At 48.4% G+C, this 16,525-nt stretch carries 12 protein-coding genes; all 12 read right to left on the bottom strand.

What is annotated here, in order from left to right; all coding sequences use genetic code 11:
- Positions 1-30: 30 nt before the first annotated feature.
- The 12 genes from DWZ60_RS04355 to DWZ60_RS19250 all read right to left on the bottom strand — a co-directional run bounded on the left by DWZ60_RS04355 (position 31) and on the right by DWZ60_RS19250 (position 16,505).
- On the bottom strand, positions 31-1,401 hold the full coding sequence (locus DWZ60_RS04355; RefSeq protein ID WP_119221304.1) for an MATE family efflux transporter: 1,371 nt from the start codon (positions 1,399-1,401) through the stop codon (positions 31-33).
- Positions 1,402-1,601: 200 nt separating this feature from the next.
- Complete coding sequence (bglX, locus tag DWZ60_RS04350) at positions 1,602-3,821, bottom strand: beta-glucosidase BglX (protein WP_119221341.1); 2,220 nt, start codon at positions 3,819-3,821, stop codon at positions 1,602-1,604.
- A gap of 248 nt (positions 3,822-4,069) precedes the next feature.
- A complete protein-coding gene (locus tag DWZ60_RS04345; protein WP_119221303.1) occupies positions 4,070-5,665 on the bottom strand; it encodes a response regulator transcription factor in 1,596 nt (531 codons plus the stop codon).
- Positions 5,643-7,385: a sensor histidine kinase gene (locus DWZ60_RS04340; RefSeq protein ID WP_119221340.1), complete on the bottom strand. Its 1,743-nt coding sequence runs from the start codon at positions 7,383-7,385 to the stop codon at positions 5,643-5,645. The genes DWZ60_RS04345 and DWZ60_RS04340 overlap by 23 nt, the downstream gene beginning before the upstream one ends.
- A 191-nt stretch (positions 7,386-7,576) precedes the next feature.
- The gene (locus tag DWZ60_RS04335) at positions 7,577-8,479 is read right to left on the bottom strand and encodes a carbohydrate ABC transporter permease (RefSeq protein WP_117510373.1); all 903 of its coding nucleotides are present in this window, start codon (positions 8,477-8,479) and stop codon (positions 7,577-7,579) included.
- A gap of 12 nt (positions 8,480-8,491) precedes the next feature.
- The gene (locus tag DWZ60_RS04330; protein ID WP_117761461.1) at positions 8,492-9,430 is read right to left on the bottom strand and encodes an ABC transporter permease; all 939 of its coding nucleotides are present in this window, start codon (positions 9,428-9,430) and stop codon (positions 8,492-8,494) included.
- A 150-nt stretch (positions 9,431-9,580) separates the two neighbouring features.
- On the bottom strand, positions 9,581-11,104 hold the full coding sequence (locus DWZ60_RS04325) for an ABC transporter substrate-binding protein (protein ID WP_117812971.1): 1,524 nt from the start codon (positions 11,102-11,104) through the stop codon (positions 9,581-9,583).
- A gap of 142 nt (positions 11,105-11,246) precedes the next feature.
- Positions 11,247-13,037, bottom strand: a complete 1,791-nt coding sequence (locus tag DWZ60_RS04320) for an ABC transporter ATP-binding protein (protein ID WP_119221302.1) — start codon at positions 13,035-13,037, stop codon at positions 11,247-11,249.
- The gene (locus DWZ60_RS04315; RefSeq protein ID WP_119221301.1) at positions 13,009-14,325 is read right to left on the bottom strand and encodes a nucleotidyltransferase domain-containing protein; all 1,317 of its coding nucleotides are present in this window, start codon (positions 14,323-14,325) and stop codon (positions 13,009-13,011) included. The genes DWZ60_RS04320 and DWZ60_RS04315 overlap by 29 nt, the downstream gene beginning before the upstream one ends.
- Positions 14,322-14,813: a S24/S26 family peptidase gene (locus DWZ60_RS04310; protein WP_117801268.1), complete on the bottom strand. Its 492-nt coding sequence runs from the start codon at positions 14,811-14,813 to the stop codon at positions 14,322-14,324. The genes DWZ60_RS04315 and DWZ60_RS04310 overlap by 4 nt, the downstream gene beginning before the upstream one ends.
- Entirely contained in the window at positions 14,810-15,733 is a 924-nt protein-coding gene (locus DWZ60_RS04305) for a hypothetical protein (RefSeq protein ID WP_117801267.1), read from the bottom strand. Before DWZ60_RS04305 ends, DWZ60_RS04310 begins: the two co-directional genes overlap by 4 nt.
- Positions 15,734-15,893: 160 nt before the next feature.
- Positions 15,894-16,505 (bottom strand): AAA family ATPase, encoded by a 612-nt coding sequence (locus tag DWZ60_RS19250; protein ID WP_330422100.1) that lies wholly within the window; start codon positions 16,503-16,505, stop codon positions 15,894-15,896.
- Positions 16,506-16,525: the final 20 nt, after the last annotated feature.

Genomic DNA, 16,525 nt, shown 5'->3' with positions numbered 1-16,525 from the left:
TGTTTTAGTTTTATATTGGTAATGATTCGGTTAAATCTTGATTTTCACCCATTTTCCCTGTTTGAATCGGATCGTCGCAAAGATAAACCGCGACATCTGATCCGCCAGCACACCGAACCAGATTCCGACGATGCCAAGCCCCAGCGTGTAACCGCCCAGATACGAAACGATCGTACGAATAAATGTAACGCTGATCATGGATGCAACTGCCGTATAGAGCGTATCTCCCGCACCGCGCAGGCATCCCATGTAAATAACCTGACAGATCTGGAAAATGACGACGAAGATAATGACATGGATGATGCTGACACCGATTTCAATGATATGCTGTTCTTCGAAAAACAGGCTGTACAGCCATCTTCCGCCGAAAAGATAAATGGCAACGAGGCATACTGCGATGTCCGCGCCGATCAGACGGCACGTTCTGCCGTACTCTTTCGCCAGCTCCGGCTTTTTTGCGCCAAGGCTCCTGCCGATCAGTGCAACCGCTGCGGACTGGAGGCCATCGCCGAACGCAAACGAAAGCGACATAATATTCATGCCGACCTGATGTGCCGCCATCGCATCGGTGCCCTGTTTGGCCGCCATGATCGCCGTCATCATAAAACCGATGCGCATGAAAACCTGCTCGAAAAACACACTGTAGCCGACTTTAATCAGGCTGCTGAATGCTGTAAACGTCGGTTTGATTTTATACTTCAGAATATAGCTGATATTCAGAAATCCGTCTTTCTTCGTGATGGAACGGATGCTCATCACACATCCGACAACCGTTCCTGTGACGGTTGCCAGTGCCGCACCCTGAATGCCGAGTGCCGGGAACCCGAAATGGCCGTTGATCAGAAGATAATTTAGGATAATATTAATCGTATTTGATGTTACATTTGTGCGCATCGTGATTTTTGTATTGCCCGCACCGCGCTGTGCCGAGTTGATCCCCATCTGGATACAGTTAAAAATCATACCGCCCATGATGATACGGAAATATGTTACTGCGCCGTTATGCGTCTCCGCCGTTGAACCGCACAGATGGATAATCGGACTTGCAAACGCCACAAATCCAACACTGAATGCAGCTGCCGCAAGGATAATAAATACAAGCGCAGTTACCAGAGTCTCATTCGCCGCACCCTGCCTCTGCTCTCCGCGCCGCCGCGCAACGAGAGCAGAAATCGACACATTCAGCGCAAAGAAAAACGCCAGGCCAAGCAGCTTCGGCTGTGTCGTCAGACCGACCGCGGCAACTGCGTAGGAGCCAAGCGAGCTTACCATCAGCGAATCTACAAGACCCGCAAATGCAATGAAAAACGACTCCACAATCGCCGGCCACGCCATGTTGACGGCGGTCTGGAATGTGTCTTTGTGGTATTTCCCCTGTAACTTGTTTCCTAAGTACCCCATTTCTTTTCCTCTCTTTCGTCCCAATACCAATTTCTATTTTACTTTGTTTTAACAGAAGGGTCAATACGGTACCAGCAGAAAAAAGCCAGCCGCAAAAGCAAAATTCTTTTCGCTTTTTGTGGCTGGCTTTTCTTTTATCTTTCCGTAGCGATTCAGACCCCCATCTTGATTCCGCTTACGCTACATCCCAGTATTGCTTCTTATTTTTTCAGCACAAATTCTGCCTTATTCTCTGTCGTGCTGTCGCTTCCGATGAAGACTTCGAAAGCACCGTTTTCACTTTCTACACGCTCATTTTCTGTCAGGAAGCGAAGCTCTTCTTCTGTGATTTTGAAGATGACTTCGGTTTCTTCTCCCGGCTGAAGGGTTACCTTGCAGAAATCTTTCAGCTCTTTCACCGGGCGTACCACGGATGCGGCTACGTCGTGGATGTAAAGCTGTACGGTCTCGGTTCCCTTTGTATCGCCGGTGTTTTTCACGGTTACGGAGGCTTTAATCTCATCTTCCATGCCAAGCTCTGCCTTGTCCAGTTTCACATCTGAAATTGCAAAGCTGGTGTAGCCAAGGCCATATCCGAACGGGAACAGTGGTGCGTTCGGGATATCGAGGTATTTGGAACGGAAACGGTCTTTGTCCTTGCCCGGCACATGCGGTCTTCCGGTGGAATACTCGTTGTAGTGAACCGGCACCTGGCCTACAGAATACGGGAAGCTCATGGTCAGCTTGCCGCTTGGAGCGTATGCACCGAAAACAACGTCTGCGATTGCATTGGCACCTTCGGTACCCGGCATCCATACTTCAAGAACGGCTTTTGCTTTCGATACGACATCGCGCAGGTCGAGCGGACGGCCGTTGAAGAGAACAACGACAATGTTTTCATTGACCTCCGAAACGCGCTCAAGCAGTCTCTGCTGGATTTCCGGAATGCGAATGTTCGCGTTACTGGTTGCCTCGCCGGACTGCAGACGGTCCTCACCGATCGCAAGAACGACAACCTCGGCCTCCTTTGCTGCGTTTACAGCCTCAAGAAGCATTGCCTCCTCTTCCTCCGGTGTATGGGACTGCTCCATCGCTTCACCGAAGCCCTCCAGACGGATGTCGGAGCCGAGCATCGGGGAACCTGCATGGAAGCTCATGTTTGTCGTATCTGCCTGCGCTTTTACGGCCTCTTCCAGATTTGTCACATCCTTTGCATCTCCGATGAAGGACCAGGCACCCATCAGGTTTCTGCTGTGGACATACGGTCCGACCCAGGCAATTTTTTTCTCCTTGCCAAGCGGCAGGATTTTCTCTTCGTTTTTCAGCAGTACAAACGATTTTCTTGCGGCTTCTCTTGCCAGATCGCGGTGCTCTTTGCAGAGAATGACCTCTTTTTCTTTCGTCTCGTCTGCGTCTTTATACGGATTTTCAAACAGTCCCAGTTTGTTTTTCAGTTCCAGAATACGCATGCAGGACTCATCGATCAGATCCTCGGAAATCTTGCCCTCTCTTACAAGACGGCACAGGTTTTCGCAGTAAATGCCGGTCATCATATCAATGTCAACGCCTGCCTCGGCGGAGCGGACAGCTGCCTCCTCACGGTCTGCGCAGTAGCCGTGGTAAATAATCTCCTCGATTGCCGCCCAGTCGGAAATCAGAACGCCGTCAAATCCCATCTCGTCACGCAGGATGCCGCGCATCAGTTTCTTGTTTCCGGTTGCCGGAACACCGTTTACCGTGTTGAAGGAAGTCATTACCATCGCTGCGCCTGCATCAATGCCGGCTTTGTAGGACGGCAGATAGAAGTCACGGAAGGTATGCTCGGAAAGCTCTACGGTGTTGTAGTCTCTTCCCGCTGTCGGAGCGCCATAGCCTGCAAAATGTTTCACGCAGGAAGCAATTTTGTACGGCTCCTTCAGATCGTCTCCCTGGAATCCGCGCACCATTCCGGCACAGAACAGACCGTTCAGATACGGATCCTCACCGGTAGACTCCATGACACGGCCCCATCTTGCATCGCGGACCAGGTCGGTCATCGGTGCGAAGGTTACGTGAAGGCCGGAAACGGCTGCCTCTTTTGCAGCAACTGCCGCACACTTTTCGGAGAGCTCCGGTTCAAACGTTGCGCCCTGTCCCAGCGGAATCGGGAAAATGGTCTTGAAGCCGTTGATGATATCCAGCATGAACAGCATCGGGATGTGATGCGGGTGCTGCTCCACAAAATCCTTCTGGATTTTCTTTAACGTTTCTGCACCCATGCTGCCCAGGATGGAACCGGAAAGCGCTACATTTTCCGGCGTAAATCCTTTATCCGCCATCGGTCCCATCGCCGTGATGTCCATATCTTTATTGAAGAAGGCACCCACCACCTGGCTCATCTGGTTCACTTTTTCTTCCAGCGTCATGTCGGCCAGAAGCTCTTTTAATTTCTGCTCGGTCATTTTTTCTCCTCCATACCTCGTTTTTGCTGTATCTGCTTCTTCAGAAACCCCTAAAATGTCAGAAAAATATCGTTTTTCCGTTTTTTTCTGAATCTTATACTGAAATTTTACCACATCTGACTTGAAAAAAATATCCCCTGATCCGACCTTTTTCTTTCACTATTCCGACCTGTTTGCTGCTGTTCCGGTGCGTAAGAAAGTGATAAAATCCTCTGTTATTTCCCGAACATGTGAAGGGTGGCTTTCCGCTATTTTTCACTAAAACTTCTTCGGTATTCCAGCGGTGCGTATCCCGTATTGTCCTTAAACATCTTCGTAAAGTACGAGAAATTGCTGTACCCCACATACAGCGACACCGTATTGATCGGCAGCGTGCTCTGTGTCAGAAGCTTTTTTGCCTCCTCCACCCGCTTTTGGATAATATAATTACTGATCGAAATACCCTTTTCTTTTTTAAAAATCCGGGACAGATAATCCGTATTCAAAAAGACAAGCTCCCCAAGCTCCTCCCGGTGAATCTCCTCCCTGTAATGTGCATCGATATAAGCGCATACCTGGCTCGTAACCGAATCTGATTTGTTGATGTACTGTCTGTACTGAACTGCTTTCCGAACCAGTACCCCGGCATATTCCATCATCTCTTCTCTGCCATAAAGGGAATTCCGATGCAGGTTTTCCATATCCGCATCTGCAAACAGTGCATACGCCTTGATCTCCCGTTCCGAAAGCCATGCATACACCACCTGCGTCAGATCGGTACGGAGTGCTACCAGAAGCTCCCTGGTAATCATTCCTTCCCGCTCCGTCCGGTCAAGGTATTTCTGCAGCCGCTCCAGCAGTTCCTCCGGTTTTTCCTCCGAAAGCAGCGCTTTCCATACATCCAGCTCCTTATTTTCGTAGCTGGTCTGCGGAGCCTGAAATTCGTTCAGAAACAGCACCTCGTTCCGCACGGAAAGGCTTCCCTCCCGCATTTTCTGAAGATTCCGGCTCTGCTTTTGCATCCCCAGTACAGATTCCCACTGCCCGGCGCCGCACCACAGCTCCGGATAGATTTTTTCATTCATCCACGCAACAAATTGCTGCAGAATTTCACAGTCCCGCCCGCCGTCCTGCGGGAATGCTTTTTCCCTTGACTGTGTAACAATCCAGTAGCTGCCCGGTTCCTGGTAAAAAACAGTATCTACCGCAATATCCGTTTCCTCATACAGTTCCGACAGCACATTTTCGATCACAAATTCCATGGTCGCCGTATCCCACATTTCCCGCTTATTGCTCTTTATTTCCGGCATCAGACAAATCAGCCGGAAATAGTGTCCCGGTCCGTATGGCAACTGACGCTGTGCCGCCGTTTCGCAGAATTTTTTCTCAGAGAAGCCGTCTTTCAGCACATTTTTCCAGATATCCTGCTGCAGAATTTTTCTGTTCCGGTTCCACTTGATGCTTTCCTGCCTGAGATCCTGTATTTTCTTTTCTTTCGCAACGGATTCCGCCGCACGCTGTACGGCCTCCTTCAGCTTTTCAAAATCAATGGGCTTCAGCAGATAATCGACACTGTTCAGCTGTATCGCTCTTCTGGCATAGTCAAACTCCGCATAGCTTGTCAGGAAGATGACCTGGACCTTCAGCTCCTCTTTCCTGACCCACTCCACAAAGTCGAATCCCGTTCCGCCCGGCATCACGATATCGCTGATTACAATATCAATGTCCACCATTCCCATGATGTTCTTCGCCTGCTGTACGGAAAACGCGGTATACACCTCGTTCACCCCGGTCTCTGTAAGATCGAGGTTTCTTTTGATACTTTCAATCACGTACTCTTCATCATCCACGAGCAATAGTTTCATGTTCTTCTCCCCCTGTCCTGTATGGAATATGGATATCTACAATCGCTCCGCCGAGCGGACTGTTATCGAAATGAATCTCTCCTGTATCACCATAGTAATAACGGAATCGTTTCAGGCAGTTTTCAATCCCGATATGCTTTCCATGCTCGGAAATATCTTCCCCTGCTTTCAGCCTTTGCAGCGTCTCCTCCGGGAAGCCGTTTCCGGTGTCTGAAATATAAATGTTGACATACTTTTCGTCTCCGCGGTCCTCCGGGTAAACCGTCACGGAAATCAGCGGAACCGTCTCCAGCGTCAGGGCATGTTTTGCCGCATTCTCTACAAACACCTGAATCAGAAACGGGAAGATTACCGCGTCTTTCACTTCTTCATGGACTTCAAAATAATAGGTGAATTTTTCCGGATAGCGCAGCAGCAGAATTTTGAGGTAATTTTCGCAGTGGTTCGTCTCCGCCGTCACCGGCACCATCTCGCTTGTATTGCGGAAAATATAGGCGAGATAATCGGATGTAATACGGCTCATCGACTTTGCATGATCGTACTGTCCGAAGTCAATCATGCTGTAAATAAAGTTCAGACAGTTCATGTAAAAATGCGGACGAATCTGGATTTTGAGGTAATCCATCTCGATTTTCTGTTTTTCCAGCTCCTGCTCATACAGCGTGATCTTCAGACGTCGGATCTGATGAATCATGTTTCGGAATTTATCGTCAATCCGCTCCAGCTCTACCAGATTTCCTTCCGACATCTGATAGGTGAGATCCCCATTGTCATATTTTTGAAGATTTTCCGTAAACATAGCGACCGGCTTCAGGATTTTTGTTTTCAGATGGAACAGCAGCACGGAACCGGCAATCACCATCAGAAATGCAACGCCGAGAAGAGCAAACACACTTCCCGTCATCAGATTTAAGACTCCCGTCCAGGAGATTTTAATCCGTATTTCAAACGGTGCCTGTGAAAGCTCCTGCCGGAACGTATAATTGCCGGTATCAAGCTTCGAACCGTCCGTTACAATTCCTTTTTCCGTCAGTGTTCCGATGCTTTTTCCGTTCTGGTCAACGAGACTGACATAGCCGCTCTTCCCAAGAGACAGCTCAGAGAACGGTTCCAAAATCGTCTTCAGATTGACGTAGCAGCCGAATCCGACGCCCTGACTCTGTGCTACCTTGAGCATATAAACCTCATCGCCCTGGCGCATCACGGTCCATTTTTTCTTGACTGCATACGTCTGCTGGGACAGACTCCTGATCCGGCGCTTCAGCGCTTCCTGCAGATACGGATCAACGGCATAACGCCCGTCGGAAGAAATGCTCAGCTGATATAAGCTCTCATCCTTCTGCGTATAGAGAAAAACATTGTAATCCGTTCCGAAATCCCACGCTGCAGATACATAGTTCTTTCGCAGCTGTGTGATGACATATTCCTCATACTGATCCTTCTCCATCAGATCCATATATTTCCAGAACGCAGAATCCGGGTTGGAGCTGTCCATTACAGTCGAGAACAGGTTTCGGCTGATTCGAAAAAAACGGTTATCCAGCTCATCCGTATACAGCTTTGAAATCTCTTCCAGCTGCTCATATACCTGCTGCTGCGTCCGGTTCAGAATAATCATGCTCCCAGCCAGAAAAAGCAGCAGCATACTCAGCAGGCAGATCAAAAGATAACGCCCCTGCTGCGCCAGTGTTGTTTTTTTCGTCTGTTTTGAAATACGCATGATATTTCCTCCTTTTTTCTGTTCCGGTACGCTCGAAATTTTTCCGTGTTTGATTTTACGAACTGATCTTTTTTTCTGAATATAATACAGCAGAAAAACAGTACACCTCATGTTTCCATGAGTCTGTACTGTTTTTCTGATTTATGTCGGAAACACCGAAATGTTTCTCTTTTTTATTCCTGCATGGAAAATCATCCCTTTACCGCGCCAAGTGTGATACCTTCTGCGAAGTATTTCTGAAGGAACGGATAGATGATAAACAGCGGCAGCATGGCGATAAATGCGATTGCCATACGGATCGAGGTTGTCGGCAGCTTTGCCACCTCCGCGCCGATATTTCCGGTTACTTTTCCACTTGCCAGGTACTGAATATCGGTGATCATCTGATTCAGCAGGTTCTGGATACTGTAAAGCTTCTGACCGTCATTTCCTGATAAATAGTATAAACCATTTGTCCAGTCATTCCAATAGCCAAGTGCGGAAAACAGTCCCATGGTTACCAGAATCGGTTTTCCAAGCGGCAGTGTGATGCTGGTGAAAATCTTCATGTGTCCTGCGCCATCGATTTTGGCCGCCTCGAACAGCGCGTCCGGGATACTGGTGTTAAAGTAGCTTCGGATCATCAGCACGTTGTTTGCGCTTAACAGGAAGCCCGGAACAATCAATGCCCAGATCGTGTTTTTGATGTGAAGATAATTTACATACATCAAGTAGGTCGGCACCAGTCCGCCGTTGAACAGCATCGTAAAGAATACGAAAAAGGTAATTGCTCTGCGGTACGGCAGTTTTTTAACCGAAAGCGGATACGCCAGAAGAGAGGACATCGCAATATTTGCAGCCGTACCAACGATCGTTACAAAAATGGTGATTCCGTATGCTCTCAGAATTTTCTCGCCCTGGCGGATGATATAGGAGTAAGCATAGAAGCTGAATTTCTCCGGGAAGAACGAATATCCGTTGCGGATCAGTGTGTTTTCATCGGTCAGCGAGGAAATAAATACGAGTACAAACGGCAGTACAATGGATAAGGTAATCAGAATGAGTACTACATTAATCCAGAACTGGAAACGTTTTGCTTTTTTTGAATTTGTCATACTTCCATCCTCCTAGAATAATGCCTGGTCTTTGTCTACTTTGCGGACAATCCAGTTGCTCAACATTACGACACAGAAGCCTACCAGAGACTGGTATACACCGGCTGCAGATGACATACTGATATTTCCCTGTTCAATCAGGGCACGGTATACGTAGGTATCGATAACGTTTGTGGTCGGGAACAGAACACCGGAGTTCATTGGTACCTGATAGAACAGACCGAAATCGGAATAGAAAATTCTTCCGATGCTGAGAAGCAGCAGGGTAATGATGGTCGGAACGAGGCTCGGCAGTGTGATTTTTGTGATCTCCTGCCATTTGCTTGCACCGTCCAGTCTGGCAGCCTCATAGAAGGAAGGATCAATACCGATCAGCGATGCGATATAAATCAGGCATCCGTATCCTACGCCCTTCCAGCAGTTCGCGATAATCAGGATCGCCGGCCAGTATTTCGGTTTCTGGTACCACTGGATCGGGTCAATATGGAAGAACGGAAGGATCGAATTGTTGACAAGACCATTTTCCGCACTCAGAAGCGCATATACGATGTAGCTTAAGATAACCATGGACATCAGGAACGGAAGAAGAATTGCACTCTGGTACACTTTTTTGAGCTTTGTATTTCTTACCTCCGTAATCAGAATCGCAATGGCAATTCCGACTACCATGTTTACAAGAATAAATGCAACGTTATACAGCAGCGTGTTTCTTGTAATGATCCATGCATCCTTCGAGGAAAACAGGAATTTGAAGTTGTCAAGTCCTGCCCACGGGCTTGCCCAGATACCTTTTGCAAAGTTCAGTTTTTTAAACGCAATCACCATACCTGCCATCGGGATGTAGTTGTTGATCAGCAGATACAGAAGTGCCGGAAGCATCATCAGATAAAGCGGCCAGTATTCCTTCAGCACGTTTTTCTTTTTCTCTTTTTTAACCTCTGCTTTTTTCATAAAGCGTGTCTCCTTTTATGAGGGCTGTTTTTTCAGGTTCTTTCACAGAGAAAGCTCCACATCTTTTCGGGTAAGAGTGGAGCCTTCGGTTACTGTATCACACCGGATTTTCTTTTGCCCCGGTCGTGTTCTTTTTACAAATTATGGTGCTTATTTCGCTGCAAGAAATGCATCCAGCTGCTCCTGCTTTGCAGCAATGACATCATTGATTCCCGCATCATCCAGTGCCTCCAGGAACTGTGGAAGCAGTTCTTCCGGATCTCCAGAACCGCTGTAAAGTGCTCCGCTGTACTGTTTTACAACGTTGGACAGAGCCGATACCTGATTGGTATATTCGCTGTTATCAAAGATAAATCCAAGTGCTTTCGACTCGATACCGGAATCATTAAACTCCTGCATTTTGTCCCAGAGCTGCGGGTCAGATCCGTTCCATTTGTATGCGATAAACTGGTTCGGAAGCTCCCATCCACAGTTAAAGCTGTAGCCTACGTTGTCTGCTGTTACGCCATCCGGGTAGTTGATGATTCCGTTTTCTTCATCTTCTACTACGTAGTCGGTTCCCTCTTCGCCCCAGTTCAGAAGGTTCATGACCTCCGGGCTGCCATAGATATAATCCAGAACCTGCATTGCTTTTTCCGGATTTTCGGAGTTCTGTGCTACAGAGAAGATAATTCCGCTGTAGGAGGAAGAGTTGATTATCGGTGCATCATAGAACGGTACGATTTCAAAATCATATCCGGTAGAACTCTGGAACTCAACCGGAGTACCTGGATGATAGGCGAAGAACAGGGAGAACAGGTTTCCTGCTTTGCATACGGTTCTCCAGTTTTCTGTGTTTGTTCCGGCATCCTTGCTGATATAGCCTTTCTGATACCAGTCATACAGCATCGTTGCGGTATCTTTGAACCAGTCGGTCGCAAAGAAGTTCTCTACGGTTGTGCTGTTGGTCTGATCCATCAGAACGCCCGTGTTGGCATCGCCAAGTGCATCACCACGGAACAGACGGGTCAGTGGGGTATCACCTTCGTTGATGGAATACAGCATTGTCATGTCAGGCTCGCCTGCCTGTACGGTCTCAAATACTTTCTCCATATCCTTCGGCTCTTTGATTTCATCGGTATTGATATTATACTTTTCTACCAGGTCTTTTCTCATGAAGATGGCTGGAATGCTGCCTCGTTCGATCTGGTTCGGAACGCCATAGACAAACCCATCAATCTGATTTGTTTTTGCAATATCCTCGCCATAGATATCTTTCAGGTTTGTGCCGTATTTGTCAATCAGTTCAGACATATCCATGATCTGGCCGGAATGCATATACTGTACAGCTGTTGTTGCATTTGTGTACAGAAGATCGATTTTCTCATCGCCGGAAAGCATCAGCTGTAACTGCTGTGTTGCGCTTGCCCACGGAAGAACAACGATATCGAGCTTTGCGTTCAGCTCCGGCTCCAGAATCTCGTTGATTTTTTCTTCGATTCTCTCTTCATCCTGCTGCTGGCTGCCCTGCAGTACCATAGTTACAGTGTACGGCTCGCCTTTTTCCTCTGTCTTTGCTGTGCTTCCGGAAGCTGCGGAGGAACCGGAATCAGAACTGGATCCTGTGCTTCCGCATGCTGCCATGGAAAATGCCATGGTTGCTGCAAGAATGCCTGCTAACACTTTTTTCTTCATACTTTTTCTCCTTTTCACGTATCGTGTTGTGTGACCTTTGATGATTGTATTATAGCAGAATTTTGACTTACAACTCTATAACTGATTTGACTTCGAAGTATCACTCTTCCGACCTTTGTGTCCTTTTTGTGTCTTTTTTCTGTCAAAAATCTTCCACCATCTTTGCCCCTTCTGCCCCATCGAGTTCGGTCACGGTTCCATTCATGACACGGTAGACTCTCTGGCAGAGGCCGAGGACACTCGGACGGTGCGTCGTAACGATACAGGTTTTGTTGGGACGCTGACGGATGATGTTTCGGAGGACGTTTCGTTCCGTCGTGACATCCAGTGCCGAGGTGGCTTCATCGAGAAGCAGCACCGGGGCATCGCGGAGGACGGCACGGGCGATGGCAAGCCGCTGGGACTGGCCTTCGGAGAAACCGCGGCCACGTTCCCCGACGCGGCTGTTGATGGTATCCGGAAGATGCTGGACGAAATCCCACGCGCAGGAGATTTTGAGTGCTTCGATAATCTCCTCGTCGGTCGCATCCTCTTTTACCATGCGCATATTTTCGGCGATTGTGCCGGAAAGGATCGTATTTCCCTGTGGAACATACGCGAAGAGATGACGCGTTTCGGCGTTCATGGGAACCGTCTTTCCGTTTGAGGCAATGATCACGGTTTCCCCCTCCTGCGGGCGGATAAGGCCGAGAATCAGGCGGATCATCGTTGTTTTTCCCTCGCCGGACGGGCCAACCAGCGCTACAATCTCGCCGGGGGCGGCCTGAAACTCCGATCTGGTGATTACTTTGTTCCCTTCTATATAGGAAAATTCTACCCCATGCATCTGTACCCGGAAGCCATCCTTTGCCAGTGGATCGAGCTTGGCGCTATCCGGGATATGGACTTCTTTTGGCAGCTCTACGAGCTCACGGATCCGGTGCGCCGAGACGGAGCTGTTGAGGAAGGACGGAATAATCGAAATCACGTTTCCAAATGCGCCGGAAAGGTTACTCCGCTGCTGCAGGAACAGTGTCATGGTTCCATAGGTAATGTCGTGCGTCCACAGACGGAACAGGCAGTATCCGAACGCCGTAAACTCCACCGCACTCCCGAGAATAGACATTACGATATTGGTTTTAATCGTAAACAGATTATATTTCAGGCTGATGTCTTTGAAAAGTCCCTGCCACCAGCGCATCTTTTTGCTGTAATACGGTGCGATGCCAAACGACTTGATCGTATCGAAATTGTAGAATGCTTCTACCTCAAAGCTCATCAGATTACTGCTCATCTCGCGTACTTCTTTGCTGTATTCCCGCTGACGGCGGATCATAAACCGGGACATTAGAAGCAGGAACGGTGCGCTTAAAAAAGCAATCAGTGCCATGACCCAGTCATAATGCAGGATTACGAAAAAGGTGGCAATAAACCGATACACGGCAATGATAATCGTCGGGAGCCAGCTGATTGCGTTGCCGCTGACCGTTCCAATGTCGCCGTTGAAACGGTTGAGTACGTCACCGTTTGCGTATTTGCTGATTTCCAGCCAGTCCGCATCAACGATTTTGTCAAAAATATCCGCCTGGATGTCGTTGTTGATGGCGATACCAAGCTTCGTTGAAATGCGGTTGATGACACTCTCAAACCCAAGGCTGAACACGGTGCTTCCGATCATGATACAAAGCAGCAGCGGGAGCTTCTGTATCTGGTATCCGGTGATGATATCGATCAGGTATTTTCCTGCCACGCTGCCGACAAGCCCAAGCGAAGTGCTTAAGATACCGAGAATCGTATAAAAAACAATCGCACCCTTATAGCGCGCGCTGTAGCCAAAAATCCATTTCCAGTCATCGATGATTTCCGAGAACGTTCCGTTTTTCCATCGCTCCGACAGGATACGGAGAGACTCAAAGGAAGCGTCTTTACTTTTCTCTTTGGATTCTTCCTGCATGCGCGTCTCCTCTCTTTTTCCCGTCTGCGGTACGGATCATATCGTATTTTTTCAGCAGCTCGACACGTCCCGCACCCACTTCAATGCTCAATTTCTGTCCTTTTTCTCCCTGCCCCAGCCATTTCAGGATTCGCTCCACGTATGCAGCCGGGAGCAAAAACGGATACCTCGCCGCATAGGGATACTTGTTTTTCATATAGGAAGCTTCCGGAACCAGCGATTTCCAGATTCCCCCCGCCGTGTGCTTTTCCGCCCCGTTCTCTGCCGCATACAGGGTAATGTTTGCGCTGTGGATCCGCCCCGCGCTCGATTTTCCGAACGAACCGGCATCGAGAATATCGATCAGAAGCGCTTCGGAATCCGGGTGAAGCTTCTTTGCGGCACGGACTGCCCCACTTGCTTCATAAGAAAAGCCCAGATACCGCTCGCCGATATCCAGCAGATTGATACAGAAGCACGTCATATGATACTCTTCGCACAGCTGCCAGAACATTTCCCAGTCTATTTTTCTTCCATATACACGAATCATCTGTACCATGTCACAGATCTGACGGATCCCGACGCCGCCGTGAAGAAAGTGCTTGAAGCTGTGACAGAGAAGATAGAAAAGATGATGCGTTTCTTCTAAGGTAAAGATGCTCTGCCCCCGCACTTCCACTTTGGATGGATGCGCAAAAACATCGGAAAATGCACGATTCAGATAACTATAGGCAGAGGATTCTGTGCTGAACAGCCTGGTATGTATTTCATAAAAGGCTCCTGTTTTCGGATGAATATAGCCCATCTCTTCCGGGACATCACCGTCTTTGATGCCATCCGGCATTGCGGTTTCTTTGTCCCGCACAAAGCCCTTCCGCATAAAATAGGCATCCACTGCTGCAAAATCCTTTTCCGGAATCAGCAGATCCTCATCCCCGGACGGGCGCAGATCCGGCTTCGGATAGAGATTTCTGCACACAATTCCTTTCATCACCAGCGGCTGCACGCCCAGCTGCGTCAGCTCCTTTTCATCGGAAAGAAACCGCGCTGTACGCGAAACCTGCTGCAAAATACTCTGCATCGCCTGCGTTTTTACCTGTCTGCGAAGCTCGTCCGAAAGCTCTGCAAATTCCGGTGTTTTTCCCACAACATCGTAGACCGCTGACAGCAGCGAATGCTGTGCCGCGAGGACAAACAGATGATTCCATTGTTTTTCTGTCAGCCCCTGAATTTCCGCCGGCGATGCTTTTTCTTCTGTCAAAAACGCACGAATCACCGCAAGGAATGCGGTTTCTGTTTCTGTAATCATCTTTTTTTCCTTTCATTTTCTCTGCACGCATCATTTTTCTTTTTATCCACACCGAATAACCAGGCATATCCATGCATCAGAATCGGACGAAGCGGGATAATGCGAATCCAGACCTGTGCAAAAAACTCCCACCAGAACGTTCCCGGTACAAGTATTTTTCCTTTTCGTTCCACTTTTGTCACCCGTGCAAAGATCTGCTTCCGTTGCACATGATGCTCGATTTCCGTCTGTGCATCCCCGATTATGTCATAACCGTCTGCATGAACGCGGCAGATCCGATGCACCACAAACTGTCCGCCCGGCCGCTCATAAAATACGATATCACCTCTCCGAAGTTCCCGCTCCGGCGCTCGGAAGAAAATACTGTCGCGTCCATGAATCAGAAACGGCGCCATGCTGCTCCCAGAAATCACCATACGCACTTCTCTGCCCTGCTCTGCAAGTTCTTTCAGCATTCCGACATAGGCACGTGTATCCATCATTTTCATGCATGTTTCTCCCTTTTCTGAATCATGTTTTTGTGCAGTGCAGCTGCATATGTTTCACTTTCGAACGAGCCGGCCCCGATCTCCTGCTCCAGCGTTTTCACCGCATCTTCTGAAATGTCGCACGCCAGATGATACACCGGAACTTTTCCAGCAAGCTGTTCGAGAAGGTCGAGACTGTGCACCATTCCCTCCCTGTCCCAGCGGTTCATGGTGATCTGTCCGTACAGACTCGTAAATGCCTCTGCCGGACGCAGCCGCCACGCCTGATTCGTCTTTGCCTGGCTCAGCATTACAATGCATCCGACCGGGAGCTTTTTGTTTTCGCAGACTCCTGAGGTTCCGCAGACCGGCCAGCCGTTTGCTGTCCACGCTGTGCCGTCATATTCCAGCAATGCCTTATCCCCATTTACGGTACGGCTTCCCCGGTACTGTTCCCAGAGTCCCGCCTGTGTGGTTTTGCCCGTTCCCGATGGTGCAGAAAAGAGCATTGCTTTCCCCTGATACTCCGTGTATGCACAGTGCAGAATCAGGCACGGCTGCTCTGCCAGACGGCGCTCCAGGGCAAGGAGGGAAAGAAAAACAACTTCATACTTTTCAACTTCTGCCAGATACCACCTGCCGACGAAAACCTCTGCACGATTTTGCGCAGTCTCACGGTAGAATGCATAAGGACGCGCTTCTCCTTTCACACCGATCCGGCGGCTCTCCAATCCTTCTTTTGTATGAAACACCTGCAGATCGACCCGATCCACAATCAGCTCTCCCTCCGCTTCCGGCAATATGTCGACGGCCGTAATGATATATGTATAATCCGCAGAATCCGTTTCCGCCAAAAATTTTTCCATATCCACCGGAAGTACCAGCTCTTCCGGAAACTTCAGCCGGAAGGAAAAACTCCCTGTCTGAAATGTTTTTTCCATCAAAAACTCCTCTTTCTCCCCTTGATCTTCCCTTCTCTCCGCCACGTATCACGATCCCTTTTTCCGCATTTATGATAACAAAAAAAAGAAACTCCGTCAATCTTTGTGGCTTTTTTTGTAATTAAATACGTAATTTTATTTTTGACTGATCTGCAGCGTTTTATAGCCATGCCGGAAATACAGGATCTCCGCCGCACCGGTAATTGTCCACGAAACGATATACAGCAGATACAGTGACGTAATGGTATGGAAATACGCGAAAATCGTGTACACCCAGATCACACGGAACACGCAGGAACCGAGAATAATGATAAAAATATTCTTCACAGCGAGCCTTCATCGTTGTATTGCAGAATGGAAATCTGCTGATTGCGTTGATATACTCCTGGGATACTTCACGGTTTGGAATGGATACGTTTTCTTTTTCGTTATCGTATGTCAGATCTTTCATTACCTGTACCAGATTCTTTTCATCACGGAAGCGCACCTGACTGTACTGCTCTCTGAGATCAAAAATCAGATAGTCGTTCAGCATGCGCAGCATTTCGTCAATGCCGCTTGTTGCACTTAAAAATTCCTGCATATTGATTTTTATTACATCATACTGATTCCGATGTTTTTTATATGTTTCACTTCTGCCGATTTTTAAATTCTGAAATAGTGCATCGGTGTCTGTGCTTCTGTCATAATAAGCCGCCAGCATATCCGCTGCCATAGATTTTCCAAATCGTCTCGGACGGCTCACGCACAGATACCGCTGGAGTGTCCGCACACAGCGATTTGTTTTTCGTT

Origin of the sequence: Blautia sp. AF34-10, assembly GCF_003477865.1 — a bacterium.
Classification (GTDB): domain Bacteria; phylum Bacillota; class Clostridia; order Lachnospirales; family Lachnospiraceae; genus Fusicatenibacter; species Fusicatenibacter saccharivorans.
Note: the sequence above shows the minus strand (reverse complement) of the source record. Positions and strands in the feature narration are given on the sequence as shown.